Here is a 25,225-nt window from a genome sequence, read left to right on the forward strand (position 1 = left end):
TCCATCCGTGTGTATGCTTTAACTCAGTTCTCAACTTTGAATTCCATCCAATCACGCAAGCCATCATTACGATTGAATGCTAAAGATGTTCTATTGAAGTATATCGTTCCCATTTTGGAAGAAGCTTTAGAAAAAATAGTCGAGACTCATATTCTTGATTCTCTTCTAAAAGATTTAAATAGCATTGTTGGAATTTCCTCTGCAACTTGTATAGAAGGTGGCTGACAACTTCCATCCAAAAAGGAGTAGGTTACTCCTTATATTTTGGGTCAAATATACATAGAAGAGAGAGGAATGTTTAATTCTCTTGTTCCACACACCTACCCCTATTAATTCAAAAAAAAAGCTGCCCGTATTGGTAATTAGTTCTTTTGCTCTTGGATCAGTAGTGCAACAATGACCTTAAAAAGCTGGAGGAGTTACCGAAAATAGTATATAGCATTTTTATTGAAATGTTTTTACCATTCATACTTCAAATATGCTGGTATTTTGATCCTATCACCCGTTAATAATATGTATTCTTCACCATCTAAAAACACCTTAATTTTCCCCTCTAATACAAAAGTAACCTCTTCTCCATTATGTTCCACAAGTTTATCCGACGAAGATTTATTTGGAGGAACCTTCATAATCGCAGATGCCAGTGTTCCCGTAAAAACGTACTCCATTGATACCAGTTTTTTTCATAAAAAAACTTCATTACCTTAAAAGGAATTACAGATGATGAAACGTTGGAAATTTAAAAAGCCGATGTCTAAAATAGTCATCGGCTTTCAAATTTTAATATTGGAATAAAATAAGCAAGGCTTACCCAGTTAAGATATCTTCATTAGGATATTTAATTTTTGCCTTCTCGGGATGGGCTAGGGAAAATGCTAACGTCAGCGGCCCAAGTTTTCCAATGAACATAATAAAAACAACGACAACTTTTCCGATAAATGTAAGTGATCCTGTTAGCCCCATGGATAATCCCACCGTACCAAAAGCTGAAATTACTTCAAAAACGACCATAATAAATGGAGCATCTTCTGTAATATTTAAAATAAATATAGCTGCACAAATAAAAAAGAGTCCAATGGTTGAAATCGCTAATGATCTTAAAACAACAGTTAAACTAATGGATCTCTTACCTAATACTGTATGTTCTTTTCCTTTTAGGAAAGTTAAAACTGAGAATAAGATAACCAAAAATGTGGTTAACTTGATTCCTCCTCCAGTTGACGCACTCCCAGCGCCTATAAACATTAATAATAGCATCAAAAAGATGGTTGCATCATGTAGTCCAGCAATATCTAAGGAATTAAAACCAGCCGTTCTAGGGGTAACCGCCTGGAAATAAGATGCCCAAACTTTATCACCGAGGGAATTCAAACTGCCTAATGTATTAGGATTGTTATATTCTAAAGAAAAAATTATGAACATCGCTACAATATTGATGACAAAAGTTCCTACAATCATCATTTTCGAGTGGAGGCTCATCTTTTTGAATTCTTTTTTATGCCATAAATCTGATAATACGGTAAAACCAATTCCCCCTATAATAAAGAGGAAAGTTATGACGATATTTATTACAGGATCACCAACATATCCCATCAAACTATCCGACCATAGAGCAAACCCTGCATTATTAAAAGCAGAAATCGAATGAAAAAAGCTATAATAAAGTCCTTTCCCCCATCCCATTTCTGGCACCCATCTAATGGATAAAAACAGCATGGCAATTAATTCAATTGTAATAGAGAAGATAAACAAGTTTTTTACTAGTTGAATGACTCCCCCCAAAGAAGTTTGATTTAAAGCCTGCTGTACAAGCAATCGCTCTTTGATTCCAATTTTTTTGCCAAGCATCATATAGATAAGAACAGCAAATGACATGATACCTAAACCGCCCATTTGAATTAAGGATGCGATGACAATTTCACCAAATAAAGTGTAAGCTGTTTCAGTATCCACAACAACAAGTCCTGTAACTGTCATAGCGGATGTAGCTGTGAACAAAGCGTCAATCCAGCTAACTGATTCCGTTGTTGAAAAAGGCAACTTAAGCATAAGAGTACCGACTAAGATACAAACGGTAAAGACCACTATTAACAGTTGAGAGGGATTAAGTTTGATAATACGATATTTCACCTTTATACTCCTTCTTTCTCAAATCGGTTAATATCAGAATTATGCCCCATAACGATTAGGATGTCGCCCTTTAAAATGACCTCCTCTGCTGATGGAGACACCATAATGTCTTTTCCTCTTTGTATCCCTACAATGTTGCAGCCGTATTTTGCTCTTATATCCAAATCTAATAAAGATTTGTTATGGACCTTGGCTGAAGCAACGATTTCAACCATACTGTAATCTTCTGATAGCTCGATATAATCAATAATTTTATCTGAAACGATATGATTCGCTATCCGCTTTGCCATATCTCTTTCAGGATGGATAACTCGGTCAACACCCACTTTTTCAAGAACTCTAGCGTGATAATCGTTATGCGCTTTCGCCCACACTATTGGTATTCCCATTTCTTTCAACACCAAGGACGTCAAGATACTCGACTCGATGTTTTCACCAAAGGAAATAAAGGCATGGTCAATATTTCTAATCCCAACTTGTTTTAAAGCCTCTTCGTCAATTGCATTAATTTGTAAGGCATAAGTAACAAACTGAGAATATTGATTAACTTTTTCCTGGTCGATATCAATTGCCAAAACCTCGGCACCTAATTCATGAAACTCTTTTACCAGGCTTCCACCAAAACGTCCTAAACCAAAAACAGCATATTGCTTATTCATATGAATTATCCTTCCTTTTCCAGAAATGCACACAAAAAGACCATTCTTAATAAAAGAATGGTCAATGACATCATTAACCCTTCTCTCGGTAGCGCTTACGGAGTTAGCTGTCGGATTAGGGATTGAGAGTATCCCTTCTTAGCTTAATATGCTAAGATTCACCCCAAGATAAACTATGTTTATCAGTAATGGTTCCCCCGCTCATAAAGACTCAGCAAAAAGGTTCATATTAAAATAATATCTATAAAATACTCCTAGGATTCTGTTGTGTCAATATTATAATTAAAATAAATCTCATTGGTTTATGATCTTAGTAAATGGTTAATGATGAAAACAAATATGTAAAGGTCGTGATAAATCATGCAAAACTTTAATCACACCAAGTTTAATAACATCCTTATTATCGGCTGGAACGAGAGATCCAAAAATTTAATTGAAGTCTTAACAAAAATATATCCAGCATTAAAAGTGATGGTAATAGATCAATCATTTGAAGAGGAACCCGAATATTCATCTAGAATTCAATTTATTTCTGGCAATTCCATGCATGATAAGATTTTAAAAAAATCTAACATCCATCACATTAATGCTGTCTTCATTACAGCAGACAGACGCTCCTCAGAAGCAACTTCAGATTCAAAATCGATTATTTCGCTTTTAGCAATAAAGTCGTTAAATCCTTCAGTTTATACTGTTATAGAAATTCTTTCGAATACTCAAATTCTAAACGCTAAAAGAGCTGGAGCTGATAAAGTGATATATACTAGTGAAATATTTGCAAATTCTGTTATAAGCAAGATAAGACGCTTATAAGGGAATCTCAATCCCCGAGTTTCTTGGACTTCGCATACGTTACGACCGCAAGGTTACCAATTATTCTTTACGAAATCATAAAACATACAATAACAATATCCCTATTAGGCAAACACATTAATCTCAAAGCAAAAAAAGTACACACCTTTCATTAGTGTGTACGATTCAAATAAATAATACCCTTGTATTAATCTATTTTCTTCAATAACTTGTCATCATCATATAGACGCACTAAAAATTTCTCATCCTCAAAGACGCTTTCATATAAATCCTTTTCTTTAATACTCCCAGTTAAAATCAGTTGCCCGCTATCAATATCATTCGCTTGCTCAAGAAACCTTTTAAACTTATCTTGATCTAAATCTTTATCCCTAGGTGAATCGAATAAAAGAAAGCCCAGATGGTTGATGTGAATATCCTCTTCATCTTTGAGTTTAAATAATGATAAGACGTAAGCCAATCGTGCCGCTACTTTTAAGCTAGCCGAAGAAACGTTTCTCATTTCATTTCCATCCACTAAAGGCAAAAGGTTTTCATCTAATGACGCTTTTTGCACATCTCCAAAAATATACTGAAGGGTATCTCGGAAGAGACTTTCCCATGTTTCTATTTTATGTATATCCGAAACCGAGGCACTACCTTCAAGGTTTGTTAATTCTTCTCTCACTTCTGAGATGGTACCATTAACATCCTTTTTCTGTGAACGAATTTCCAATTCGGATTCCAACGTTTTCAAAAAGTTTCTATACACCTCACCATTTTGAATTAAATATTCAAACCGATCCTTAATCGATTGTATTATTTCCTCTAGAGGGGTTTTCATTTTCTTCATTTCTTCAAGATACTTTTTCCTCTTTTCATCAATCACCTTAGTATTTTTTTCTTTTTGAGATATTTCCGAAACCAACTCCTGCTCAAGATCCTCTTTAATCAGTCTTGATTCAACAATGGATTCTTCCAGCAATTTCTTATACTGAAGCGCTTTTTCCTGGTTATAAGGGTCTACTTCCGCATTACAAAGGGGACATATCCCTTCTTGATGAGCAGGTTGAAAATCAGATAAACAGATTGGACAGCTGTCAACTGGTATCTGTGTTAAGAACTGGCGGGCTACAATCTTTTTCTTAAGTGCTTCTAATTCGTTTTCTGCCTGTTTTTTAACATTGTCCACATCCATAATTTCTAATTTAAGGCTGCGAATATGATCATTTATCCTTTCGTTTTGCTGCTTTAGCGAGACGATGTCCTCATCAAGATTCCATTCATTTATTCCTTTTAGTTTCAATAGATAATTAGTGTGTGATTCAGAAAGTTTACTTTTTTCGACTTCAATTATTTCAATTTCTTTTTGTATCTTCTTTATATCTTTAGTTAGATTTTTATGTTCGTTCAGTTCCTGTTCAATCATTTCCTTAATAAAATTATGTTTTGAATTTATTTCTTGCCTCTCTTTGATTAACTGTTGTAATTCGAAACGTAATTTCTGAACCTGATTATTTTCCCTGCCTAATAATTCCTCAATCACCGCTTTTTTAATTAGTTTTTGATTATTTAAGAAGCTGCTTCCATCTCCACCGATATTCGCCAAGATTTCAGAAGCTGGAGTATTTTGATCTACAAATACAGCTCTTAACAAAAAATATAATCTAAGAGATGCTTTATTGTTTTTTCCGTAAGATATCGTTGAGGCATTATACCCTTCTTCCTCCAATAAAAAATCAGAAAACTCCGCGAGTTCTAGTAACTCGATTTCTTCTTCCAATAATTGATTATGCTCATCAAATGGAGTTATCGTCACTACATCGGATTTTGGTAATGCCCGAATAATTCGAAATGAATTACCGCTTTTACATTGAACATCCAATTCAACTTGTTTACATAAGCCGCTTTTAATTTCGTCAATAAAATGATCCACTCTGCTGCCTAAAGCATAGATAATTAAATTCATTAAAGTGGATTTCCCTGTGTTATTTTCGCCTAAAATGACATTAATCTGATCAAACTCAAGCTCTAACCCTAATTGCCCCTTAACCTTTATTTTTTGAAGTTGCATTTTTTAATTCCTTTCTAAAACCCTCTAACGCCCTTTTTCCTTTTTCATTTATATATATCGTTGTAGTTAACCCATCCTTATGCGTTTTTAATTCAATTAATGATCGACTCGATAATAAAACAATCGCCTGGTCTAATGTCTTTAATGATTTCACGCTCTTTTGATCGACTAAATCATTTATCAATTGCAGCCGATCATATTTTAATCCCATCTTTGTCCTAGTAGATAGCTTCTCTAATAGAAGAATCGAAAGATAAAAGGGGTCATTATGAATATCATCAAAAACAAACCAGTCCGTCGTTCTGTTTACAATCATCGTGCTATTCATGAAACATCTTCCTCTAACTTCCACATAATTGCACAATTTGAAGTCGCTATATAAAGTAAACCTGTTAAAAATGATTCATCAATGACGACTAAATGCTCATACTTGCTAATAACTTCCGAAAAATCTTCATGAATTTGATCCATGTTTGTTTTTAGAAGCTCCCCTTCATCCATATGCATTAAATATTTATTTTCAATCATAGCAGTTAGATTCTCGTAAATATCCGCTACTATTTTTCTCCCGCTGTCTGTTTTGCACATATCTAGTAATATCTTTAATGTTTCCAATTTCCTCTGTGAAGCCTTCCTTCTCAAAAATGGATTTACTTCTCCGTCTTTCAGCTTCCTTAATAAGGTACTGTTATTTTCATCTCCGTTGATTTCAAAATTCAATTCACTTCTAAGCGGACTTGTTGGCTTCGAGATTTCTTTCTTGATTTCAACAATAGTGATTTTATCTCTTCCAACAATATCGCCGCCTACATCATTGTTACTTTGATTCACTCCTTTACTTTTCATTCTTATCCCTACCGACAATATCGCCGCCAACAATATTACCACTTTGATTTTGGTTCACTTTCATTCTATTTTTTTGGATATTTCCACCGAAGAAAGCCCCGACAACAAATGTTAAAACATATCCGACTACATCCGCTAATGTAAATCCCATATTTTTTCTCCCTTTCTGGCTATATTTTTTCCTCAATTATACCATTTTTTCCTTATATTAAAATATGACTCTATTAAGAGCTGTATTTTCAAAATGATTTAAAGGCGACATAATCTGCTATATAAAAAAGAAGGATACGATTATACATCACATCCTTCCCAAAAGGCATTTCTCTACTTCATAGTTCTGGCAACCAACTTATACAAGTATTCATCGAGATATCGATCAGCTGCCATTGCCTCCATTTTCTTCTCCGCAATCAAATAATCCTTTACCTGCACTTTGCTTACAAAGAGCATTTGATCCCCATTTGGGTGTGTCTCTTCAAATGAAACAGCAAATCTGCCACTTGCTATTAGTTCCTTTACTATCTTTACATCACAATGAAGAACGATAGCAGCCTCTCTTAACAAAAATCCTTTCTGCATCAATCTTTCTTCCAATATTTGTTTCAAGATACCCAGGAAATCTTCCTTATGGATCATCAAATCCTTCAAATTTTCTCCGCCTGGTTTGATTGCCGCTTTACATGTGCCATTAAAAACAAACAACATCAAGTCTGAAAGGTTAAGGTCAGTGTGACGGAAACGGAAATATGCATTCTTTAAAGAAATCCAATCGTCTTCATTTTCTAGAGGTACACAGCATTTTTTCACTTTCCTTAAAAAGGACTCGATATCTTTCTTTTTGAAGAGCCAATTCGGATACCCATCCACAAGAGGCCCATGAAGAGCATGTATGATATCCTTTTCGACAAACAGCTTTCCTGCATGAAAGGTGAGCCCAGTCATTTTACAGACTGATTGGAGAGATATTGTCTCTTCCCTCAATTTCTTATACCTATCGATACTCGAAACCTCTATTAGTTTAATAGATTTTCCGTCTACAATGGTTTCATGCTGCACCAAAAGACCGTACTTAATAAGATTTGTCATCGTTTCATGTGAAGACTTTAACATTTTTGTCGCTTCAGATTTTGTAACATACTTTTTTTTAACTTTTTTCGGTTTTACTTTTACTCTTTGATTGATATGTTCTGTCTTGAGGTTAATGAGATAATCAGTGTAAGCATCATGATAGACACCACCAAACTTGGAATCTATTATCCTCTTGAAAACATCCCACTTATGAGTCCAGGGCTGCATCTTTTTAAAGTCATCCATCAGCTTTATGAGGCTAACTAGGTAATGGTCTGGTGATACAACAAGTCGGTGTGCTGCTGTTGATATCACGGTCATCATTTTAATGTCTCTAGGAAGTGTATTTCGAAGTGAAAAGTTGACTTTTTTCACCATAATACTATCTACATCAAAAAGATCTTCCTCGCCATTAAGGTTATCGATTAAGTCCGCGAAATGAAGCAGATAAAAGAAATAGTCAACCTCCGTTAATTCCCCTACCCCTTTAAGATTCAACGTTGTATCTGGTTCCATTAATAATTGGAATATCACTTTTTGAATCTCTAGTACCTCCTGGTCTGGCCTGTCTACTGCGGAAGTACTCGTATAAATTTCTCCACAAGTGCATTTATCCCTCATGATTCGAGAAGCTCTTATTTTTTTCTGGCATTTTGGACACCTGTCAATAAGGTACCTTTCATGTTTCACACATGTGGTGATCAAAGATATATCCCAATAGATTCGATAATAAAAACTTTCTTTCAAACATTCTGGGCAGTATTTTACGTGGTATTGATTGTACACCCGCCGATAATCAAATTCTTCCACTTTCCCACCAAAAAAGGATACATTAAAGTGATTTAATAAAAGGCTCCTTGTATTTACACTCATCCTGTTAAGTAAATCAAGAACCACACGCTCCCATTTGTCGCCGTTTAAGTAATTGCAATTAGCTGAATAGAGGGTCGTACCTATTTCTTTTAGCATAGAGCCAATATGCTCATAGTGGTTGGCAAGAGCGATGCGGTAAAGAAAAGAATATAAGCTTTCATCCTTTTTTGGCTTGATAATATTTAATGGTCTTTTAAACACGTTATTGTCCTCCAAAAAAAGAAGACTCCCCTCTATATCAAAGGTTTGTCTTCATGAATTTTTCAATTTTAGGAAATGAATCCCCACTTAGATAAATCAATATCATCGAAATCCTCAATGGCTTGTTCTTTTGCGGATTTTGCCTTATGATGATTTGGCTTCACTTTCACTAAATCTTCACTTGAGGTTTGATTATGAGATTCATTTGCTTTCACAATCGTGACTGTCTCTTCGCTAACCTTCTTCTCTTTGTGGGCTGCTGGTTCCTGCCATTCTTCATTGGACCCGACACCGCTTATCCGTGCAGCCTGCTGTTGACTTTTTAAGGTCTTGTGTTTTTCTTCTTGCACCATTCTCAGCAATTCTGCTTTGGCAGCAGCCAGTTGATGCATATCGACTTTCTTTTGGTCAGCATTAAGTTTTTTGATAACCGCACGATGAGAATATTCGTTCAGCCCTTCAGTGTATTCCTGATCTGTACAAGGTACTTCAATATAATTTCTGTTCATTTCATCATATACATAGATTTTCGATAGATCAGTAGGGTCAAATTTATACTTCACCTGATTCGGTAAACCTTGTTTGCGTAATTCACGCTGCAACTTCATTAAATCCTTTGATTGGTAAAACAGATACCGATCCCGAATGCCTGTCCTTTGGATAGTACCTGATCCCAATTTCATTAAAATGATACTCCAGTTAAGTTTTGTAGAAGGCACTAATGGATCTGGCACCCTTTCAAATGCTGTACTCCAGATTTCGGCAGGAATCCCTTTTACCCCTTTATGGTATTCTTTAGTATAAATATCCACTACCCATTTATGGAAGATATGAAGAAATTTATTAAAACCGATTATGGCATTCTTTTTTGGATTGTAATCCCGCTTTTCGATTACGTTAGAAAAGGTTGTACCTGGTATTTCATGGATCAATGATTGGTTGATAGTACGAAAATAACGCTCCACCGCTCCTTTATACCAGGGTACTTTAACTGGGCAATGATACAATTCAATATCCAGTTCTATGCATACATCCTTTAAATGTTTGCTCCGAAATTCTTTTCCGTTATCCACGACTAACAATTCTGGTAACCCATAGGCTAACCATTCATTCTCTATATCTGGATATTTATCCTTCATATAAAATTTCGTTGAAAAGGCATGGTTCAGAGCATGCATTACTGATGTATAAGATGGCGGTTCAAACCCGATATAAAATCCCAACGGATAACCAGTAAAAACATCCAGTACAGAGGTTAACCAAGGTCGACCAATTGGCAAACGGTTTTTATCATCGACAACAAATAGGTCTAGCCGAGTATGATCAACCTCCACTCGCTGAAGCGGATACCTTGGTTTTTCGTTCCTCTGAACCTGCCCATATTTAGATCTGGCATATTGGGTACCTTTTCGCGCTTTTGCTACCTCAAACGCTTCTCTGTGATAAATTCTCCTGCGAACGGTAGAAAGCGATGGATGCTTGAGCAGTTCTACCCCGCGCCTTGCTCTTTCCTTATTAACCTCATCAATTTTAAAGAAGACAATTGTATGAATTGATTTTTGTAAGGTTTTCTCTCTCGTTAAATAAAGCTCGTCTATCACCTGGTCAATAATCAATTCCACTTCTTTATGAAGTTTCATTTCTTTGGAACCGCATTTATGTGCACTAGACACGAGAGAGTGAATAGAGCCATCACTATCTTTATAAGCTTTTAACCACCTGTAAATCGAAGCCCTAGAAACGGATATCCCTTCCTTTGCCAATTCCTTTTCTCGCTGATCTACATATTTGCTTAATGACTTTACATTCAGTCCTATCAAAGGATCAATAACCTCTTTACGGAAAAGGGCTTCCTCCTTCACCTTTTCTGGCAACATGTGGAAATCATCAAAGTCGGCAGAGATGATTGTTTCTTCTGACGGTTTCTTCCCCTTCTTGCTAGTGTTTTTTCCCTTCACACTAAATTGGAGTTGACCCATTTCCAGCTTTATTAATAAATCCCTTCTAGTAAATTTCTCTTTAACTCCTTCAAAACTAAGATCCTCCGCCTCAAAGGAATCCTTATCAATTTTTCTTGTTACCTCATATGACCGCCCATTTAACAGAAAGCGCGTACCGCGGCCAATAGATATCTTATACATGCTGCTCACTCTCCTTAGGCATTCTAATGATGCAAATCTAAACAGAAGGTAACCCGCAATAGACTATTTTTTTCTTTTAACATCCTGATGAGGGTAAATGAATTTTTCTTCTACAAAAGGATTTTCTTTCTTTCCTTTTAAAATAGCGGAATGTAAGAGATATGCATCAGAAAGGTCTTTTAATTCAATTTTTTCACGATTTTCGTTAACAGCTATTAACGCAGCTTCACGAATAATTTTCATAATGGAATTCATTAAGCCATTTGTTGCATACATCATTCGATCAGCGATATTTTCATGTCTTAAACCTGAAAATTCGTTAAATGGAAGCATTTGATCAATATGATTAAGTAACATTCGAAATTCTTCTACCTTTTTCGGATTATCATAACTAAAAGGTGAAATCGGGTGCCGCATGGAGAAGCGTCGTTTCAACTGAACGTTCTCATTTATTACTAATTCTGATTCTTCCAATCCAAACAAAACCACAGGGACATTCGTTCGGTTAACAAGTGATTTGAAGCATTCTGCTACATCATTGTTTACTTTCTTATTAACTGAACTTACAAAATGCTGAAATTCATCTAACATGATAAGCTCTACGCGACAATCTTTAATTAAATTTACGAGACGGTGATTTTTATTCCCAATTGTCCCTCTTGTAGGATAAGGGTCTCCAAGCATTTCCAGCATCATTTCAAGAAACGTATTGATTCGTGTAGGACTAGGAATTTCACCCCAGAGAATAACTTTTTTCGTTCTCGTGGAATCATAAATAAGCTTGTCATACATTTGTGCATAGATGTTAAATAAGGTTGATTTCCCTGAACCCGATGGACCTGTCACTAACATACACTGCGGATCAGGAGAACTTTCTAAAGACAAATGGCATTTACGTATTCTATCCAATCCTTGTTGAAATCTCGGGTGAACAATCTTGATGTTTTTTATCTTTGCCATTTTTTCGTCAATGGAAAGTTCCTGTATTACATTTTTGTCAATCATTTCATTCATATAGGAGAGATAGGCTGTACTTCAAATGGTAAGCCCATCTCTTTTCACACCATCCTTTATAATATTTCTAAGGAGCAGGGAAAGCAGAATAACCTTCCCTTATAAGCTAGCTCTCTTAAGCTCTTCATCAGTCTTTAAATCCAATGTTATTGGAACCCGCCTATATAACCGCACATTATCATCAAAGATATGTTTGGCAGACTTTACCCCAACAAATACAAATGGAGCATCTGTTTGATTCATCAATTGGACCAACATATCTAATAACTCGTAGTATCGGCGATTGTTCTCCAAGAACAAGTGTTGAGCTTCATCAATAATGATAAGTTCGAAGCCTTGTTGGTGAAATAGATCAATAAACCTTCTCATCATTCCAACAATAGATCCTTTTGATGGAGTAGAATCCCCAACTTCCCCTAAAAGGTTTTCAAGGAATGATCTCAAGGAACAGTATGCAGGAGTCTTAACAATCAGCACTTTCTCTCTGCCCACCTTCTGTACATAATTATGGATAATCGTTGTCTTTCCTGAACCAGTTGGACCAGTTAGAAACATACTTTTTGGTTCGCCAGTGTTTTCTTTAGAATGATGACATTGATCAATCAATTCCATTGCCCTCTCAACAGTGTCCATGGGTGCCAGTCGAGTAATTGACTGATTATTCAGATTACAATGTGTGTATTTAGCCATTTTTCGATCTCCTTCGATTTTTATTTTGGGTTTTAGCCAATTTTCATTTAGAGATTCAATCTCTTTACTTGCGGTGATTAAAGAATCAAGATCCGCTTTATTCTTTCCTGCTCGAATCAACTTCAAAATCTGCAAATGCTTTTTTAAGGAAAGACCTTGAGAATATTCCTGTTCTTTACAAGGTACTTTTAAAAAACTCTTGTTCAACGGATCAAAAATATAAATGGAAGAAAGATCTCCTTCATCGATCCTATATTCCACAAAAGTGTCCTTTTTTTCCTGACATAGCTTACGATACAGTGACGAAAGTTCAGAAGAGATAAATGTTAACTTCAAAACATGAAGACCGCTCTGTTGAACCTTCCCTTCGCCCTTTTGCATGAAAAAGATTTTCAAATTTTCGGACGGAACTGGAATTAGCGTATTTTTCATATTTTGCCGCCAATTTGCGTCTGGTGATCCGCCCACTGATTTGTTAAAATCAACATTGTAAATATCCAAAAGCCACATATAAAAGACTTCTTGAAATAAATCAAAGCTAATCTGTGGTTTATTTTGGATATTACCAGATTTTTTAGAGGTATTATTTGATAGTTCTTTAGCAATTGTTTTAAAGAATTTCTCAAATGAACTTCTAATTCCAGGGATTTTATTGATTTTGTTTATTTTAAACAAATTAATCCCTAGTAATTGGCATGTCTCCATCAAGTGTTTACCAGTAAACTCAAGACCGCTACCAACGATTAGGGTTTCTGGTACACCATAGGCATGCCAGTTATTTTTTATTCTAGGATACCTTTTCAATAAAGGTTCCTTAGGTAAGATAGCATTCTTTAATGCTAATAAAACCGTTTTTTCAGACGGCAACTCAAAGCCGATGTGAACACCTAACGGATAACCTGAGTACCAATCAAATATGATTGTAACCCATGGTCTCCCCATAAAGAGCTGACTCGCTTCATCAACCACCATAATATCCAGATGAACATAATCAACTACCGCTTTACTTAACAAAGAATTATGATCAGAATTTAACAGTCGGTCTCTGAAGCTGTTCAGACCAAATTGTTCAAACTCCCTCACTTTATACACTCCTTTTAATTCCTAGAACCCGCACAAGACAAGTATAGGAACATATCTAGATTCGCTTTGGAAGGCATTTCTTTACTCCTTGTAAAAGCAAATGCACTTTCTTAATTGACAGGTTACCTTTTTCATATTTACCACCTCCTCCAAAAATGCTCATTGAAAGTAACGCAACGAAGATTTTCCCCACCGTAACTGGAAGGAACTGACGTTACAGTTTCACATTATAGCCCCCTCGATTCCCATCGGTCCAGATAAATATTTTGGTAATTAAAGGTAACAAGACCAATATCTATTGACTCCTAAAAAATGCATGGTATATTTAAAGGTTTATATATTTTCTTCTTTTTTTAATTTTTATCAAAAAAATATAAAATAGCATTAAAACATCTTTACATAATATTCTCTGATTTTTTATATATAAAAGAGATTATAATTTTGAGAGAAAAATTAAATTATCCTTTTGGTTTTATTTTTTGAAAAAAGGATTCAACCTCATCCTTTAGAAGCAATACTTTTTTGCATTTTCCATGTAGATGATTCTTTAACTTCCTTTTGTATATCAAATTTCTAAAATATGCAGGGCTTTTTTGATATAGCTTGTATGCCTGCTTTGTAGTTAAATATTTTTCTTTAAATTTAGCTACTTCTTTCTCCTCAATAATGACTTTCTTATTGTGATAAGAAGACTTTAGGATTTCTTCGGCCTTAAGCATTTGATTATCGATTAAGATTCTAACGGTATTTTCGCTCATTTCTAAATTGGTTGCTGCCTCTTTTAGATTTAAACCAACCGTGTATTTTAATTGTTCTTTTTTCTCAATAAGTAGCTGTTCAATTTCTGCCTCTAAAAAATATAATTCATTTAATTTTGCACCTCCTTTGTTCGCATAAGAATTTATTTTTTTCTGATTTAAAGAATGAAGAATCGAAAGAAGTGAAATACCACTTGTTGCATACTTATCAAATACACGCTGGAGAGAAATATATTTATTTCCCTCCTCTTTTAAATTGGGTTCAAATAGGCTCTGAAGGATTTTTAAACTTTTCTTACAAATAAAGTTTCTTGTCATAAAGGGAATTTCTTTAAGAATCCCTTCCTTTACTAATGGTAAAATGTTATCTACATTTGTGCCTAAAAGATAGGCAGCCTCTCTTTTTGTAACTATTGCATTTTTTTTATGTTTTAATTCCTCAACCGCCTTTGAAATCACAGAAATTTTATAGCGGTGGAAAGATGAACTTTTTTGAGAATATTTTTTCGGCAAATTTTCACACAAAAAATCTACTTCTAACCGAGAAAGTCCAAACTGTTCTTTGATTTCTTTTTTAGTCACATAACGCCTGTTAACTTGGTTACAAGTTTTTATATCAAAGCAAGCTATATTTTTTGGCACATTTCCTTTTTGAATTTGCCTATTCTGAAAATCCTTATAGGCATCTTTAATAAATTGACATTTTTCTTTTTCTAAAATTTTTTCAAATTCTTTTTTTCTACGTCTTCTTTTTTCAAAAGGCAACTCAAAAAACTCATCTAATGCTATAAAAAAATTAGAAGGAAAATTTGAATACATCCAGAAAATGTTCGCTAAAACCTCTCCAAAGTTTTTATTCGAATAATATTTTTTTTGGTTAGTTATCACACAATTTTTGTTGTCACTAACATGTGATTGTAAATCTTCAAGAATGTTTAAATTTGCTTTAAAAAACTCAAATATATCTTTTATTGATAATCCTTGAAACACGACACCTCTTCCCCCTGACAGAATGGACTGGATTTCTATTTGAGAAAGGTACAGTAAGCAATCAGGCGCCACTAGAATTCCTTTGGCTTTATCAAATTCAAATTTACAGGTTTTACAAAAACCCTTTAGGAAATTCTTAAGCGTAATTAGATCACCGCAGTTTTCACAATTCTGTACTAAATTTGTTCGGTGATCCAAACAGACAGTACATGCATTAAAAAACCATAATGATTTAAAATACGTCTCATCTTTTATACATGAAGGACAATACTTAATATTTCTCCTAAGCAACAACATTTTTTTTGCTGAGTCTCCTACGGAAGCTTCAAAGGATAAATTAGATGCCTGATACAGTTTATCAGCTGAGATGTCACATTTTTCCGAAACACGGACACAGCTTTCAAAGTCAAATCTGTTCACCTCATAATTCGACCAATCAATCTGAAGTTCTGTTAGTAATGGAAATGGACCTCCATAAAAATTAGCATTGCTCAAGCGAAACAAATAACTAGATAAACATTCCCCCTTACACATTAAGGGACGGTTAATTAGTTTTTTCATTTTAATCATCTCACCCTGTAAAGTAATCTTTAATGATGAAGTCATTTTCTGAATTCAAACTCGGGCTGTATAAACATTGAAAGTTACTGCTTTGTCCAAAGCTTTTTACTTCAAGCCCCCTAAAAAAAAGTAGTGCATTCCTGCGGCCGAAATGGAATTTCACATGTTCTTCATTCATACCAAAATGAGTAAGTTTATTAATATTAAGCTTTTTACTCTTAAAGAGAGGTAGCGGATTCCCTTCACCGAATGGTTCTAAGGAAAGTAAATCTTGATAGAGATCTACTGGAAAATCAAAAAGTGAATATTCCATTTCGTAAACATATTGAACATTTATGGCTGGCTCCAACGCCGCATATTTTTGGATATCACTGCAAAATTGGGAATAGCAATCTATCGAAACTGTTAATCCTGCTGCCGCCCGATGCCCTCCATACGAAACCAAATGTTCAGCACACCGTTCTATGGTATTAGCAATAGAAAATGTTGATCCATTCACTGATCGAGCTGATCCCTTCCCATTTTCAGTGAGCACAATGGCAGGTTTTTTATACCTTTCGGCAATCCTGGCGGCTAGAATTCCAACAAGTCCGTCTGTATAGGAACCAATCACAGTGATAACCTTTTGTTCATATAAATTATTTGTTTGAATATACTCCTCCGCCTGTCTAACTTGAGCTGTTACCATCTTTTTTCGTACATCATTTAAGCGGATTAGCTTATTCCAGTGTTCCTCCAACATTTGTTCGTTAAAATCAGATGTAAAAAGTCGAACCGCAAAGTTTGGATCACTTAGCCTCCCAAGGGAATTTAAAATAGGAGCAAAAGAAAAACTTATTGTCTGACTATTTACATGTTCAATCCCCAGCAGTCGTTTAAGGACTTTGATAGGTTTTGAAGGACCAGCATTCATTTTCTCTATCCCCAATTGAACTATCACACGATTTTCTTCCGTTAGTGGCATCATATCAGCGACAGTCCCCAATGCGGCCAATTCTACAAAGTTCCAAATATGCATATCCCAAATTCCTTTTTCCCGCAACAGAGCATGCACAAGTTTAAATGCCACCCCACACCCTGCAAGTGATTTAAAAGGTGTCCGCTCATCACTTCTCATTGGATTAATAAAAGCTAATGATGGAGGATGACCTTTTAAGATTTCATGATGATCCGTTACAATCACGTCCATACCGATTTGTTTCGCACGGCGAACCGCTTCATGTGCTGAAGATCCGTTATCCACCGTCACGATTAAGGCAGTATCCTTGGCAGCAAACCGATTTACAGCTTCAACGGAAAGCCCGTATCCATCCGAGCGCTTCGGAAGCAGGAACTCTACATTTGCTCCTAAAACCTTTAAACCTTTATAAAGAATTGAAGTACTAGTCATGCCATCAACATCATAATCACCGAAAATACCAATCAATTCATCTCGTTCTATTGCCTGAAAAATACGCTTTACAGCCATATCCATATCCCTAATATAATAAGGACCTATCAAATAGGAAGGATCACAGGACAAATAACGATTGATATCGATAAAATTTTTTATTCCTTTTAGAAATAATAGTTGAATGATAAATGGGTCTAGCGACAATTGCTTGGCATAATACTGAATGATATTTTTTTCTTTACTTGTAAGCTTACTGTCTCTTTTAATCCAATTCTCCATATCCAACTCTTCCTTTCAGATATTTTAGAATTTTTATTAAAATCACCACCACCATTCTTCCAATCCTCTGTATAATAGAAGTAATTACATAGGATTGAAGGCACCAATATTAAGAGTAAAATCTAAAAAAGCAGGTGAAACTTTGAAAATGGACATCGGTCAGCAAATCCGCCTATTGCGTAAAAATCAAGGTTTATCAATTCAAGAATTCGCCAAAACCATGAATGTCTCAGTTGGCTATCTTTCTAATTTAGAAACAGGGAAAGCCGAAACCATTCCCCTTTCATTTTTAAAGAAATTGCAAACAGATTTTTCATTCTTTCCAGCTGAACAGAACGGAACCTTAAATGATCCCTTTTCGCTTCGGCTCCAACAATTGAATAAGATGTTAATCACCCTTCAAGAATCTCACCCCGAAGTTGCCGACTACTATATGAATCATTTGGAACGCGGCATTCCCTTGTTCATGAAAAGACAAAAGTAAAATTATTCCTACTAATGGTATGTACGTAATAAACAAAAAATATTCATTCTCATGAACATAAAGTTCATAAGAATGAATATTTTTGTTGGATAAAACTGGGGACTCCTAAGTGATTCATCTTAAAGTAGGGGGTAATATTTTCATGAAAAGACAAAGCTTTATAATTGATAATCAATTACTAATACCTTTGATTTTTAAGGAATGTTGGTCAACCCAGTAAACCCTCAATATTCATTAATAATTTTATGGAATAGTACGATTAATTCTTCAGCCATGGTTAATATCTAAAAGGTAATGAAGAATATAATAACAGAAGCTTATTCTCACTAAATAAAACATCCCAATCATGAGTTTATGTACATAAAATACAAAAGGGAAGAGCATGAAACCTCTTCCCTTTTGTATTTTATTTCACTAATTAACAGGTTCTCCTTCTAAAAACTCCATTGATGTGTAGAGTAATTTCCCGCTTTCTGTTTCCTCAAATTGTCTAACGGTTTCCATAACTAGCTTCACTAGTGTCTCACCATTAATTAACTCAATCGGCTTATGTTTACAATATTCCATAACTGGTTTAGTAAACTCGCCTGTTGTTACAAAATAGCCTATTTGAGCTTTCATATCCAGTATTGCACTATGGAATTTTTGGATATCAGGTCTTGTGACTTTTGGAGAATTGTATTTCTTGCACTCCACAACAGATATAACATTATCTTTTATTAAAATGATTTCTTTCCCGCCATCACATGTAGCAGGAGTCAATGTTGCCTTATATCCTCTAAAGTCATAGAGCTGCTTAATAAAAGTTTCAAACTGATGCCAGTGCATCTGCTTCAACTTCTCAAGAGTTGTCTGTTCTTTCATCCTTTGGACTTGCTTTTGTTTCTGCTCTTCTAAAATTAACTTCTTCTGAAGGAATCTCTTCTCATTCATCTGCTTTTCATAGCTTTGGGACATCCAAAATAACAAAGCTAATACACTTAATACAATCGTTGCATATAGCCATCCGAAAACATCTAGTCCTGAAAAAAAAGCATAAATATTGCTAACGATGACCAAAAGTACTTTAACTGTTATCATCAAAAAAATGAAATTAACATTCCACCTTATCCTGGCCGCTCTTTTTTTATATGGTCGTTTTCCCTTCCTCAATATAATCAGTCCTTGATTTTTTATAGGTATTTAAATCTTATACTTTTTATTATTTAAATACCTATATATCCCATACAGAGACTGAACATGCAGGACACATTTTCTTGCATCATTGCTTATCTCTTTATTTTATGTTTCTTCAGCAAGCCTATTGTTTGAACTTTTAATAACTAGAGGTCTTGTCATATTGAGAAAATATAGGAGCCCCCCTACCTCTAAAAAACCTACCTTTCTCCGAAAAGTGGCTGCTTTTTTATTCTGCGCCCTTAACATATCCCCAGTTATTGCTCTCTAGATTTTTAAGCAACTCCTATTACAGAGGCATAGAAAAAGTCTTAAATACAGTAAGTTATTATATTTTATTCATATACAATCTTTAAAGTGTCCACCTTATACCCCTCTGCAAGGGCTTTAAAATTATGCCCTGTTTTTTCCGCAGAAGTTTTCGCTAGATATAGTGTTCCTTTATTACCATTGGATTCTATATAATTTACTAGGTATCCTTTTTTTACATATATATACCAATTTCCATTTAATTCGAGTACCGTTGTGACGTTTGGCTTCTTTTTAGCTTCTTCCCATTGTCCTTTTAGATCTTCAGGGACTAGCTCATCAATATTCCCCGTTCTCAGCATTGGTTCATCACGGTCCAAATCATTTTTTTCATATCCTTCGAGATTCGGGGTAAATGTTTTAATATCAATTGGTACATTAACTTCCAGTTTTGTCGGGTGTAAGTAATCAACAATATCCCCATTAGCATTATAGGTTTCATACTTAACTAATATCCCTGTATCCTTATCAACCCAAAAGCGGAATGATTGGAAATCTCTATGGTTTTTAGTCCCTTTTATCACGAGCGTGTTATGACCAAGCAATTCTTCATTTTGTTTTTCAATTTCCCATTTACTTAAATCTCTGGTATAGTTTGAGGCTATTTCATAAGGAAATAATGTTTCATTTGCTACACCAATCGGAGGTCTTTCCCGATAGTTGGTTACATTGTCTCCCTCACTATTAACTGAAAATGCATCTTCAATTTTTAGTGGCGTACCAGGGTTAACATCTTCTGCATATTTTGAGTCCATATAGGTTTTTGCTTGTTCAGATAATGCCCACACTGTACCTTCTGTATAATATTCGAAAGTAATCTCCTCTTTACCATTTACAATATTGGATCTTTTGCCGAATCCCCCTGACTTATTACCTAAACTAATTGCATATTCAACAAGGGAATAACCCGAAGAATGTCCATAATGTACTTTGAATTCACCAGTAGCCGTTTCGAAATTATCTACGGTATTAATCATTTTAGTTAGGATCTCTTTTTTAGTCATTTCATCATAATTTTCTTCTAGCTTCGGTGGTAAATATATCGTTTTCTCATTTGTAGGCTTCGTTGTAGATTCTTGTATATTTTCCTTTGGTTCATTAGCTTGTTTCGTTTCAAGCTCATTAAACACGTTTAACTGGGTTTCAACAAAATATGTGATTCCCAAAAATATTATGGATACGACCGAAATGCTAAGCAAAGCATTAAACTTATTTCTTAGCGGAAATACTTTCTTTTGAGATTTGGATTTTTCAATCCTGTTCAAGACTTGTTGATACTGCTTATCATCAAAACACACATCTTTTAAAATGCTTTTATTCATTTTTTCTTTTAAATTTTCCAATTTATTCTGCATTAAATGACCACGCTCCTAATGATTCTTTTAACTTAAGGCGTCCCCGATGCAATCTGGTTTTAACTGTATTAGGATTAATCTTTAATAAATCCGATATTTCCTCAATAGAAAATTCCTGATAATAAAATAAAATAATGACCTCTCTTAATTTAACGGGCAGTGCAATGACTTGTTTAGAAATTAATTCATTTTCCTCGTTGCTAAAATATTGTTGTTCAAGAGTAGAATAAGCTTGTTTAGAACTAAAAAAGTCAGTAATATATAAATTTTTAAAAGACCAACTCTTTAAAACATCTTTACATTTGTTCACTGTAATTCTTATTAGCCACGTTTTATACGATGATTCATTTCTAAAAGAATCCATTTTCTCATAGCACTTTATAAATACGTCTTGTGCTACATCTTCTGCCAATTGTTTTTGTTTTAAATATGTATAAGCAATTCTAATAACATCATTACCATGCGTTTTCATTAACCATTTAAGCTTTTCTTCTCGATTTAAATTATTTAGGGGTTCTGATTTAGAGTCATCCACCATATTAATCATTTTTCTCCTCACAATCATTGTTTCTTGGTAATTAGACGATTTGTATTTTTTAAAGGTTCTATTTAGAACTTTTTCAATAAAATATTTTTAATCTAACAAAAGCTCTCAATTAAAAAAGCCACCAAAAATGGCAGCTGATTTATTAAGCTAAATCCAATATTAAGTGTTTGAAAATATTTTCTCATTAAACTTAACTGCCCCTTTTGTACAATAAGGGTTTTTATTGAAGGGTTAGTAAAAAAGGGCGTTAATTCTTCTGAATTTACCGCCCTAAAACTCAATGAACTATTTATTTATAAATAAGGTAATAAGCTCAGTATTATCATTCCATTTAACGGTTACTTCTACCTCAGATTCTTCAATGATTTTTGCATTAGTTGGATTAGCCTCTGCTGTATTTTTGGTAAGACCGTTTTTATCTAATGTTGCCCCTGAAATACCAAAACCACCTGCATTAGTGTCGACATCATAAGTTATTTCTCCTACGGTTTTAATATCGTTACCTTTATAATGAAGTTCAAATTCCTGTTCTTCATGACCATCATCATTTTGAGTAACCTTCAATATAGCTTGCCAATTTTTTGATTCTCCAGAAAACGTAAAAGTTTTTGAACTACAAGCTGAGAGCAATAGTAATAAGACGACCAATAAGGATGGAATTTTCAGCATTTCCCCCCCCCTGTTTATGATTATTAAGCTGCCTTCAATCCAAATTATACCATGTGGATATATGAAAATGTGAAAATTATGTTGCTAACCTGCCCCATTTAGTTCATAAAGAAACAGCCGCCTGATTCCGCAGTTGCTTTAACATAAGCACCCTTTAGTTATTTAAACAGTAATAATATTATTACTGTTATCCTATTATCAAGCCGTTATTTTCCTTTTTCCTACCAAAACATATAGCAAATAACCGACAACATTTAATAAAGCAAAAGCAATAACCCAGCCAACATTTAATCGTTTATGATGATACGCATTGATCGTTGCCCAAATAGTAAACAAAGCCGCATAAATCGCAAAACCGATCAATGAAACAAAAGGTACAAAAGCAAAAAGTTTTATTGATTCCATTTGTACATACCATTCAGTGTCATACATATACCCTAAATCAATCAACATCCAATTTTTTTCATCAGAAGGTGATTTTCCGATTCGATAAACTGGTGTAGCTTCATCTAAGTGATATGAAACTGTGCCTGTTTCTGATACTTTTTCGACATCTGACATCTTGTAAATTTTAAGATTTAAAATTTGATTTTTACTTTGTACTAAAGCATCAATTTTTTCTTTCGCATCTTTGGAAACTGCTTCTTTACCTTCTAATATTCCAACTGTTTTTTCTGTACCAATTATTTTTTCAGCGATAGATAAGTTCTCATTCATATCTGCTTCATCCATCGCCCATAAAACCCCACATACAATAGAAGTAAAGACAAAAAATGATAATGCAGTATAGAGCACACGTTTAGCAAACATTTTTTGTGCTTTAAATAATTGACCGACAACAGCACGAATTTCTTTTTCCCCACCAAATCGTTCAATAGCAATTTCTATTGCTTCTTCTTCCGATTTTCCTTCTAATTTCAATTCGTGAACTGCCTCTAACAGATGGTTTTTCATTTCTGCTTTTAACTCTTGAATTTCTTCTTTATTTCCACCAACACTATGGTAAACATCATCAACAAATGCTTCAATTTTTTTCATATTTTTCGCCCCCTTCTAAAAACGAATCAATAATTTTTTTTACAAATTGCCATTCCTTACGCTTTTCTTCAAAACCTTCTTCACCTAAAGGCGTAAGTTTATAATATTTTCTTCTTCCACCTGGTCCTTGTTCATCACCCCAGTAAGAAGAAATCCATTTATTTTTTTCTAATCGCTTTAAAGACAAATAAAGCGTTCCTTCCTTTAATTCAAATTGCTCTTCACTTTTTTCTCTTACTAACTTGGCTAACTCATAGCCATACATATCTCTGCTCTGTAAAAGTGAAAGAATCAATGTATCAATGTGACCTTTTAAAACCTCTTTATTTACTTCCAAAATTGTCCACCCCCTATATCTGTTATAAAATATATTACTTAATAATGCAAGGTATTCCTTCAAAAAAATATCAGCAAATAAAAAAACTGCCATTCTGACAGCTTTTTGTTCCTTAACTAACCTGCCCCTTTAGTCGAATAAAAAAATAGGCTCTTGGAAAAATACTTACGAAAGAATTATCAATAAACAGGAGGTAATACAATGTTAAGAAAACTTATAGGTTCATTAGTTGTCTTATTTCTTATAAGCATTGGAACAATCGTAAGTGCTGAGTCTAATCAACTATTTGAAGTCCCTATTATAAAGCAATCAGACCAATGGAAAGTTGAATTAGGGGAAGCTAGGTATGGTGATAATATCGCTAGACCTCAGAAGGGCGTAAATGAAATGTATAGCTTGAAGATTATTAATATTGGAAAAGAAAATCTAAAGAATGTCAAAATTGATTTTTACAGAGGTGATCCTAATTCAATGACAAAGTATGGGCTGCATACTCCAAGTGAACGGCAGGCAGTATTTAAAAAAGGGATGGATTTTAGTTTTTCCAATCTGCCAATTTCCTTGAAAGCAACTGAACTTGAAGTGGTTATTAGTTGGCAAGATGATCCTTCTACTCATGCGGACGGTAAGGTGGTGAAAGGAAGGGAATATAAACAGACTTTCACTTTTACTTGTAAGTAATAAAAAAATGAATATTAAAATGAAGCAGAGGTTAGGCGTTAGTTCACCATGACCCTGCTTTTCATTTTTGGCACAGAGGATTCTTCAAATGAAACAAAACAATTTGTTTTACCTAATATTTTGGTCACTTCCACAAAAATAAGAACATATGCAGCTGATACTTTTTTAAAGATAGCGCTCGTTCGTATTATAAGGTCAGCTAGAAAGGCTATTTTTTATTAGTTACACCATTCCTTATTCCACTAACCTGCCCCTTTTGTTGAATAAGAAAAAGCCGCCTGATTCGGCAGCTGATCTTGAACATAAGCACCCTTTAGTTGAATAGAGAAAAATAATTAGAGTTTAGATAATACCTGATTAAGGTTATTCCATTCGTAAATGAGAAGATTTAATTCTGCACCTGCAATTGTTATCTTTTCTGATTTAAGTAAATTAGCACCATAATACTCATAAAAATAACGGGTTTTATTATCTTCTAATACTTCCACAAAAACTCTATTGAAACCGAGTTCTACAAATTGAAGAAAAAGTTGTTTCAATAGTTGTTTTCCAACTCCTTTTCCTTGATATTCTTGAAAGAGATAAATAGCTGTTAAATCACCAGAATTAGTGGCATTATTACTTTCCCTTTTTCCACAATCAGCAAATCCTATGATTTCTCCTTCATCATTTTCTGCGACAAAGACATAATTTCCCTCTTTAGTGATATTTCGATTCCACAAGTCAGTTCGTTGGTCATATGATAATTTCTTTAAAAATTCATCTGGTATAATATTTTTATATGTTGTTCTCCAACTATCAACGTGTACTTTGGCAATACCCTTCGCATCAGTTAAAACAGCTTTTCTTATGTTCATTAATTACACCTCTCAAAGGATTTTGGAATAAAGTGTATATTCCATTAAATCACAAATAATCCTTCCTCTTATTCAACAAACCTACCCGTTTGTGCAAAAAGAAAATGCCACCTGGCTCAGCAACTGATCTTGAACATAAACACCCTAAAATATTTCTTTGCATCTGTACTATAAAAAAATTTGAACTGAAGAAGCAATTAAATTCCAAACGATATGGATT

At 34.3% G+C, this 25,225-nt stretch carries 24 protein-coding genes and 1 riboswitch; of the genes, 4 read left to right on the forward strand and 20 right to left on the reverse strand.

The window, feature by feature from the left end:
• Positions 1–9: 9 nt before the first annotated feature.
• Entirely contained in the window at positions 10–225 is a 216-nt protein-coding gene (locus tag DFO73_RS08830; RefSeq protein WP_258309346.1) for a hypothetical protein, read from the forward strand.
• Positions 226–458: 233 nt separating this feature from the next.
• On the opposite strand, the gene DFO73_RS08835 is transcribed toward DFO73_RS08830, so the two are convergent.
• From DFO73_RS08835 to DFO73_RS08845, 3 genes are all read right to left on the reverse strand, one after another.
• The gene (locus DFO73_RS08835) at positions 459–668 is read right to left on the reverse strand and encodes a cupin domain-containing protein (RefSeq protein WP_110064408.1); all 210 of its coding nucleotides are present in this window, start codon (positions 666–668) and stop codon (positions 459–461) included.
• Positions 669–807: 139 nt separating this feature from the next.
• A complete protein-coding gene (locus DFO73_RS08840; protein ID WP_110064409.1) occupies positions 808–2,130 on the reverse strand; it encodes a TrkH family potassium uptake protein in 1,323 nt (440 codons plus the stop codon).
• Between the two features lie 2 nt (positions 2,131–2,132).
• Complete coding sequence (locus DFO73_RS08845) at positions 2,133–2,789, reverse strand: potassium channel family protein (protein ID WP_110064410.1); 657 nt, start codon at positions 2,787–2,789, stop codon at positions 2,133–2,135.
• A gap of 77 nt (positions 2,790–2,866) precedes the next feature.
• Positions 2,867–3,016, reverse strand: a riboswitch (cyclic di-AMP (ydaO/yuaA leader).
• A 133-nt stretch (positions 3,017–3,149) separates the two neighbouring features.
• Here DFO73_RS08845 and DFO73_RS08850 point away from each other — a divergent pair.
• Positions 3,150–3,602 carry an NAD-binding protein gene (locus tag DFO73_RS08850; protein ID WP_110064411.1) on the forward strand — a complete coding sequence of 151 codons (453 nt, stop codon included), beginning with the start codon at positions 3,150–3,152 and terminating at the stop codon, positions 3,600–3,602.
• 187 nt (positions 3,603–3,789) lie between these two features.
• On the opposite strand, the gene DFO73_RS08855 is transcribed toward DFO73_RS08850, so the two are convergent.
• The 10 genes from DFO73_RS08855 to recJ all read right to left on the reverse strand — a co-directional run bounded on the left by DFO73_RS08855 (position 3,790) and on the right by recJ (position 17,552).
• A complete protein-coding gene (locus DFO73_RS08855) occupies positions 3,790–5,655 on the reverse strand; it encodes an AAA family ATPase (protein ID WP_110064412.1) in 1,866 nt (621 codons plus the stop codon).
• Positions 5,630–5,983 carry a hypothetical protein gene (locus tag DFO73_RS08860; RefSeq protein ID WP_110064413.1) on the reverse strand — a complete coding sequence of 118 codons (354 nt, stop codon included), beginning with the start codon at positions 5,981–5,983 and terminating at the stop codon, positions 5,630–5,632. The genes DFO73_RS08855 and DFO73_RS08860 overlap by 26 nt, the downstream gene beginning before the upstream one ends.
• The gene (locus DFO73_RS08865; protein WP_110064414.1) at positions 5,980–6,501 is read right to left on the reverse strand and encodes a hypothetical protein; all 522 of its coding nucleotides are present in this window, start codon (positions 6,499–6,501) and stop codon (positions 5,980–5,982) included. The genes DFO73_RS08860 and DFO73_RS08865 overlap by 4 nt, the downstream gene beginning before the upstream one ends.
• The gene (locus DFO73_RS28560) at positions 6,491–6,652 is read right to left on the reverse strand and encodes a hypothetical protein (protein ID WP_181395960.1); all 162 of its coding nucleotides are present in this window, start codon (positions 6,650–6,652) and stop codon (positions 6,491–6,493) included. Before DFO73_RS28560 ends, DFO73_RS08865 begins: the two co-directional genes overlap by 11 nt.
• A gap of 173 nt (positions 6,653–6,825) precedes the next feature.
• Positions 6,826–8,643 carry a TniQ family protein gene (locus DFO73_RS08870; RefSeq protein WP_181395961.1) on the reverse strand — a complete coding sequence of 606 codons (1,818 nt, stop codon included), beginning with the start codon at positions 8,641–8,643 and terminating at the stop codon, positions 6,826–6,828.
• A 68-nt stretch (positions 8,644–8,711) separates the two neighbouring features.
• Positions 8,712–10,784, reverse strand: coding sequence for a Mu transposase C-terminal domain-containing protein (locus tag DFO73_RS08875; RefSeq protein ID WP_258309347.1), 2,073 nt, complete (start codon positions 10,782–10,784; stop codon positions 8,712–8,714).
• A gap of 63 nt (positions 10,785–10,847) precedes the next feature.
• Positions 10,848–11,798 carry a TniB family NTP-binding protein gene (locus DFO73_RS08880; protein WP_258309348.1) on the reverse strand — a complete coding sequence of 317 codons (951 nt, stop codon included), beginning with the start codon at positions 11,796–11,798 and terminating at the stop codon, positions 10,848–10,850.
• 99 nt (positions 11,799–11,897) lie between these two features.
• Positions 11,898–13,571 carry an ATP-binding protein gene (locus DFO73_RS08885; RefSeq protein WP_110064416.1) on the reverse strand — a complete coding sequence of 558 codons (1,674 nt, stop codon included), beginning with the start codon at positions 13,569–13,571 and terminating at the stop codon, positions 11,898–11,900.
• A 458-nt stretch (positions 13,572–14,029) separates the two neighbouring features.
• A complete protein-coding gene (locus DFO73_RS08890) occupies positions 14,030–15,880 on the reverse strand; it encodes a TniQ family protein (RefSeq protein WP_181395962.1) in 1,851 nt (616 codons plus the stop codon).
• 10 nt (positions 15,881–15,890) lie between these two features.
• Entirely contained in the window at positions 15,891–17,552 is a 1,662-nt protein-coding gene (gene recJ, locus DFO73_RS08895; protein ID WP_110064418.1) for a single-stranded-DNA-specific exonuclease RecJ, read from the reverse strand.
• A gap of 148 nt (positions 17,553–17,700) precedes the next feature.
• Here recJ and DFO73_RS08900 point away from each other — a divergent pair, with 148 nt between their 5' ends.
• Positions 17,701–18,036 carry a helix-turn-helix domain-containing protein gene (locus tag DFO73_RS08900; protein WP_110064419.1) on the forward strand — a complete coding sequence of 112 codons (336 nt, stop codon included), beginning with the start codon at positions 17,701–17,703 and terminating at the stop codon, positions 18,034–18,036.
• A gap of 414 nt (positions 18,037–18,450) precedes the next feature.
• Here the strand turns inward: DFO73_RS08900 and DFO73_RS08905 are convergent, their stop codons facing one another.
• The 6 genes from DFO73_RS08905 to DFO73_RS08930 form a co-directional block, all read right to left on the reverse strand.
• Positions 18,451–19,188, reverse strand: coding sequence for a restriction endonuclease (locus tag DFO73_RS08905; protein WP_110064420.1), 738 nt, complete (start codon positions 19,186–19,188; stop codon positions 18,451–18,453).
• A gap of 359 nt (positions 19,189–19,547) precedes the next feature.
• Entirely contained in the window at positions 19,548–20,876 is a 1,329-nt protein-coding gene (locus tag DFO73_RS08910) for a sigma-E factor regulatory protein RseB domain-containing protein (RefSeq protein ID WP_258309349.1), read from the reverse strand.
• Positions 20,866–21,423 (reverse strand): sigma-70 family RNA polymerase sigma factor, encoded by a 558-nt coding sequence (locus DFO73_RS08915; RefSeq protein ID WP_110064421.1) that lies wholly within the window; start codon positions 21,421–21,423, stop codon positions 20,866–20,868. Before DFO73_RS08915 ends, DFO73_RS08910 begins: the two co-directional genes overlap by 11 nt.
• Before the next feature lie 285 nt (positions 21,424–21,708).
• The gene (locus tag DFO73_RS08920; RefSeq protein WP_110064422.1) at positions 21,709–22,092 is read right to left on the reverse strand and encodes a hypothetical protein; all 384 of its coding nucleotides are present in this window, start codon (positions 22,090–22,092) and stop codon (positions 21,709–21,711) included.
• Positions 22,093–22,290: 198 nt separating this feature from the next.
• The gene (locus tag DFO73_RS08925; protein ID WP_110064423.1) at positions 22,291–23,130 is read right to left on the reverse strand and encodes a permease prefix domain 1-containing protein; all 840 of its coding nucleotides are present in this window, start codon (positions 23,128–23,130) and stop codon (positions 22,291–22,293) included.
• Positions 23,117–23,467, reverse strand: a complete 351-nt coding sequence (locus DFO73_RS08930; RefSeq protein ID WP_110064448.1) for a PadR family transcriptional regulator — start codon at positions 23,465–23,467, stop codon at positions 23,117–23,119. The genes DFO73_RS08925 and DFO73_RS08930 overlap by 14 nt, the downstream gene beginning before the upstream one ends.
• A 201-nt stretch (positions 23,468–23,668) precedes the next feature.
• Between DFO73_RS08930 and DFO73_RS08935 the strand changes: the two genes are divergently transcribed.
• Positions 23,669–24,148, forward strand: coding sequence for a hypothetical protein (locus DFO73_RS08935; protein ID WP_110064424.1), 480 nt, complete (start codon positions 23,669–23,671; stop codon positions 24,146–24,148).
• 335 nt (positions 24,149–24,483) lie between these two features.
• On the opposite strand, the gene DFO73_RS08940 is transcribed toward DFO73_RS08935, so the two are convergent.
• Positions 24,484–25,005, reverse strand: coding sequence for a GNAT family N-acetyltransferase (locus DFO73_RS08940; RefSeq protein ID WP_110064425.1), 522 nt, complete (start codon positions 25,003–25,005; stop codon positions 24,484–24,486).
• Between the last annotated feature and the right edge of the window lie 220 nt (positions 25,006–25,225).

The sequence above is a fragment of the Cytobacillus oceanisediminis genome (genome assembly GCF_003182355.1).
In the GTDB taxonomy this organism is placed as follows: domain Bacteria; phylum Bacillota; class Bacilli; order Bacillales; family Cytobacillaceae; genus Cytobacillus; species Cytobacillus oceanisediminis_A.

Bases quoted from the DNA above. Each gene is read 5' to 3' on its own strand.
- DFO73_RS08835 (WP_110064408.1), bottom strand. From the start codon at position 668: ATGGAGTACGTTTTTACGGGAACACTGGCATCTGCGATTATGAAGGTT.
- DFO73_RS08845 (WP_110064410.1), bottom strand. From the start codon at position 2,789: ATGAATAAGCAATATGCTGTTTTTGGTTTAGGACGTTTTGGTGGAAGC.
- DFO73_RS08850 (WP_110064411.1), top strand. From the start codon at position 3,150: ATGCAAAACTTTAATCACACCAAGTTTAATAACATCCTTATTATCGGC.
- DFO73_RS08855 (WP_110064412.1), bottom strand. From the start codon at position 5,655: ATGCAACTTCAAAAAATAAAGGTTAAGGGGCAATTAGGGTTAGAGCTT.
- DFO73_RS08860 (WP_110064413.1), bottom strand. From the start codon at position 5,983: ATGAATAGCACGATGATTGTAAACAGAACGACGGACTGGTTTGTTTTT.
- DFO73_RS08865 (WP_110064414.1), bottom strand. From the start codon at position 6,501: ATGAAAAGTAAAGGAGTGAATCAAAGTAACAATGATGTAGGCGGCGAT.
- DFO73_RS28560 (WP_181395960.1), bottom strand. From the start codon at position 6,652: ATGGGATTTACATTAGCGGATGTAGTCGGATATGTTTTAACATTTGTT.
- DFO73_RS08875 (WP_258309347.1), bottom strand. From the start codon at position 10,784: ATGTATAAGATATCTATTGGCCGCGGTACGCGCTTTCTGTTAAATGGG.
- DFO73_RS08880 (WP_258309348.1), bottom strand. From the start codon at position 11,798: ATGAATGAAATGATTGACAAAAATGTAATACAGGAACTTTCCATTGAC.
- DFO73_RS08890 (WP_181395962.1), bottom strand. From the start codon at position 15,880: ATGAAAAAACTAATTAACCGTCCCTTAATGTGTAAGGGGGAATGTTTA.
- recJ (WP_110064418.1), bottom strand. From the start codon at position 17,552: ATGGAGAATTGGATTAAAAGAGACAGTAAGCTTACAAGTAAAGAAAAA.
- DFO73_RS08900 (WP_110064419.1), top strand. From the start codon at position 17,701: ATGGACATCGGTCAGCAAATCCGCCTATTGCGTAAAAATCAAGGTTTA.
- DFO73_RS08910 (WP_258309349.1), bottom strand. From the start codon at position 20,876: ATGCAGAATAAATTGGAAAATTTAAAAGAAAAAATGAATAAAAGCATT.
- DFO73_RS08915 (WP_110064421.1), bottom strand. From the start codon at position 21,423: ATGATTAATATGGTGGATGACTCTAAATCAGAACCCCTAAATAATTTA.
- DFO73_RS08920 (WP_110064422.1), bottom strand. From the start codon at position 22,092: ATGCTGAAAATTCCATCCTTATTGGTCGTCTTATTACTATTGCTCTCA.
- DFO73_RS08925 (WP_110064423.1), bottom strand. From the start codon at position 23,130: ATGAAAAAAATTGAAGCATTTGTTGATGATGTTTACCATAGTGTTGGT.
- DFO73_RS08935 (WP_110064424.1), top strand. From the start codon at position 23,669: ATGTTAAGAAAACTTATAGGTTCATTAGTTGTCTTATTTCTTATAAGC.
- DFO73_RS08940 (WP_110064425.1), bottom strand. From the start codon at position 25,005: ATGAACATAAGAAAAGCTGTTTTAACTGATGCGAAGGGTATTGCCAAA.